General features: G+C 73.1%; 1 protein-coding gene. It reads right to left on the bottom strand.

Features of this window, described 5'->3' with window-relative positions; translation table 11 throughout:
* Nucleotides 1–170 precede the first annotated feature (170 nt).
* Nucleotides 171–3,380, bottom strand: coding sequence for an ATP-binding protein (locus tag KME78_RS63510; RefSeq protein ID WP_219539931.1), 3,210 nt, complete (start codon nucleotides 3,378–3,380; stop codon nucleotides 171–173).
* Between the last annotated feature and the right edge of the window lie 183 nt (nucleotides 3,381–3,563).

The raw sequence follows: 3,563 nt of genomic DNA, 5'->3' as shown, positions 1-3,563 counted from the left end.
CCCAGGCTGGGCTGCTCCCCCAAAGTTGCTGTCACCGCACCGCTCGGCCCTTGGCGGGCCTCCCGCGCTGCCGTTTCCTCCCGGGCGTGAACGTGAACGCCCGGGGTTCCACGACAGATCGCGCTGAAAACTGATGGGACCCCCGCACCGCGAGGGAGGAGTGGCGGCCGTCAGGCGAGCGCGGCGCGCGCCGCGTCGATCCACGGCCGCACCCCCGCCCGCTCGGCCACCGCCAGGGCCTCCCGGTAGTGGGGCTGCACGGGCCGGCCCAGGCAGGCGGCCAGATCGCCGAGGACCTGGGCCGTCGGCCACACGGCCAGGTATCCGGTGCTACCCACCGGCTCGACCGAGACCGGCAGCAGCCGCTCGTACGCCTCCTCGACCCGCCCCCGGTCGCCGATCGCGACCCCGAGCAGCCCGCGCACGGCCGTCAGCAGGTGCCAGAAGTAGTCGGGCCTGATCCGCGGCAGCCGGTCGGCGAGCACGGCCCGCGCCTCCTCCACCCGCCCGGCATGGCAGAGGGCCAGCGCGTACAACTCCACGCACTGCTCCTGCCATGGCCCCTCCGTGGCGAAGTACCGCAGGTCGGGCAGCATCGGGGTGAGATCACCGCGTATCAGGTACATGCCGTAACGGGCGAGCAGCAACAGCCCGGCCTCGTGCTGCCACATGCCGAGGCGTCCCGACAGCTCGGCGGCGGCGCGCCAGCGGGACTCGGCCTGTTCGTAGTCCTCCGCCAGCGCGGCTCGAAGGCCGTGGTAGAAGCCGACTGCGGCGTGGGCCAGCGGTATGTCGTACAGCTCGGCCAGGTGGTGGACCCTGGCGGCCTCCCGGTCGGCGACGCCGAACTCGGCCTGGTTGATGGCGGCCTGCATGAGCATGAGCCGGCCGAGCACCTCGACCGTCACGTCGCCGTCCGCCAAGCTCACCAGCTCCGCGCCGATCTCCAACCGCTCTTCCTGGCCGCCGTACCGGAAGGACTGGTGGAAGCGGCCGTTGAGCGCGAGCACGAGCAGGTGGCGGTCGCCGAGGCGGCGGGCCATCGCCACGGCCTCCTGGGAGGCGAGGTAGCCGCGTTCTGTCGGCTCACCCTCCAGTTCGAACGCCAGCGTGGTCAGGAGCCGGCACCGTGTCCCGCCGTCCCCGGGCGGGAGCCGGGACAAGGCCTCCTCGACGGCGTCGATCAGGTCGGTGTCGAGCGTGCCGTACTCCCTGTTGCTCCAGAACGTCGGCACGTCGAACGACACGATCACCCGGGCGAGCAGGTCGGGGTCGCCGAGCGGCATCGCCTCGCGGATCGCCCGCTCCCGGTGGGTACGGGCCTTGACGAGTTGCCCGGTGCTGGTCAGGGCCGCCACCAGCGACAGCGTCAGCTCCAGCCGTTCACGCGGGTCACCGTCGAACGCGTCGAGCGCCTGCTGCCAGAGCGCCGCGGCCTCGTGGTGGGCGAAGCGGCGCTCGGCCTGCTCGGCGGCGAGCCTGCTGAAGCGTACGGCGCCGGCCGGGTCGGCGGCCGAGGCGGTGTAGTGGTGGGCGAGCGCGGCCACGTCATCCGGATCATGCTCCTCGATGGCCCGGGCCACGCGCAGGTGCAGGCGGGCCCGGCGGACGCGGGACAGATCGTCGTAGAGGGTGTCGCGGATCAGTACGTGCGCGAACCGCAGCCGGCCCGGCTCCGGCTCGGTGAGCAGCCCGGTCACGAGCCCGGCCTCGATGGCGGCCAGCACGGCCTCCTCGTCGGCGCCGCTGACGGCGGTCAGCACGTCGACGTCGCTCTCGCGGCCGATGACCGCGCCGTGCCGCAGGATCGTCTGCGCCTGCTCGGGCAGCCGGGCCACGCGGCGGCGAAGCACGTCCCGTACGCCCGCCGGAATGGCGGTCGCGCCCTCCGCGTCGAGCAGCCGGGCGGTCTCCCGGACGAAGAACGGGTTCCCGCCGGTCCGCTCGGCGATCTCCGCGACCGTCTCCGGCGCGGCCGGGCTGCCGCACGTGGCGGTGACCAGCTCACCCACCTCGGGCTCGGACAGGCCGTCGAGCCGGACGCGGAGCGGTTCGCGGGCGGCGATGGCGGCCAGAACGTCGGCCAGGTGCTCGTTCGGCTCGGTGTGCCGGTAGCTGCCGACGACGAGGATCGGCAGGCCGGCGCTCTCGCCGATCACATGAGTGAGGATGGCCAGGGTCTCGGCGTCGGCCCGATGCAGGTCGTCGAGCACGAGCAGCAGCGGCCGCCCGATCGAGGCCGCGAACGCGCTGACCGCCCGATGCAGCCGGAACCGGGCACCCGGCACGTCCCCGCTCACCGGGACGTCGGACAGCAGCGGCGCGAGCGCCTCCGGGTCGCCGGGCGGGAATCGGCCGGCCAGTTCCCTGAGCAGCTCGGCCCACGCCCAGCCCGCCGGCGCGCCTTCGTGCTCGGGGCAGCGACCCCAGCCGACGGCCCAGCCCTGTACTGTCAGCGCCGCGCGTACCTGCTCGATGAAGGCCGTCTTCCCCGCGCCCGGCTCGCCGCTGACCAGTACGACGCCGCCGCTGAGCGCGGTCACGGCGGCGAGCTCGGCGCGTCGGCCGACGTACGGTTGGGAGATCGCCGCGGGTGTCACGAGGCTGGTGGAGAGCTCGCGCAATGGCTCTTGCCCGTTGAGGATCGCCTGGTGCGCGCGCTGGAGCTCGTCGCCGGGCTCGATGCCGAGCTCGTCCGCGAACTGCCTCCGCACCCGCTGGAACGCCGCCAGCGCGTCGACCCGCCGTTCTGACCGATACAGCGCGGTCAGGAGCAGGGACGCCAGTCGCTCGCGTAACGGGAACTCCGCGACGAGTGCCGAGAGTTCATCGACGATCTCCCGATGCCGCCCCAGGAGCAGGTCCAGCGCGACGCGTTGCTCCACGGTGGCGAGCCGCTCCTCCTCCAGCCCAGGTGCCACGATGTCGGGTAACCAGGACCCCGCGACGTCCGACAGCGCGGTGCCGCGCCACAGTCGCAGTCCGGTGCGTAACAGCTCGTAGGCTTTCGCCGGCTCGCTCTTTTCCGCCTCCCGGACCAACTCCCGGAAGCGGTGCAGGTCCACGGTCCGGCGTTCGGTCATCAGGCAGTAGCCGTGCCGGGAGGTGGTGAGCCTGGCCTCGGCCGGCCCGGCCGTGGCGAGCACGCGCCGGATGCGCGACACGCATCCCTGGACGGCGTTACGGGCCAGGGCCGGCGGCTCCCCCCGCCACAACGCCGTCACCAGCCGGTCAACGGACACCACCCGCTCCGGGTCCAGCGACAACATCGCCAGCACGGTCCGCTGCTGCGCGGTGACCGGCCCCAGTCGATGATCGCCCTTCCAGATGCCCACGGGGCCCAGCAGGCGGAACTCCACACCGTGATCGGTCTCCTGCACGTGTACCCCTGCACGGGTTGGGAGCCAGAGCAGGGCCCATGATTTCACCGTTGCCCGCTCAGCCAAAACTCAGCGCCGTTTCAGCGCGGCGCGGTTGGCTTACCCAGCGCGCGCTGGGCGCTCATCGCGGAGTGGCTGGCGACCGGGCAGGGGATCGGGGCCGGGATCCTGCGGGCGATCGGC

Origin of the sequence: Nonomuraea guangzhouensis, assembly GCF_019396345.1 — a bacterium.
Lineage (GTDB): Bacteria > Actinomycetota > Actinomycetes > Streptosporangiales > Streptosporangiaceae > Nonomuraea > Nonomuraea guangzhouensis.
Note: the sequence above shows the minus strand (reverse complement) of the source record. Positions and strands in the feature narration are given on the sequence as shown.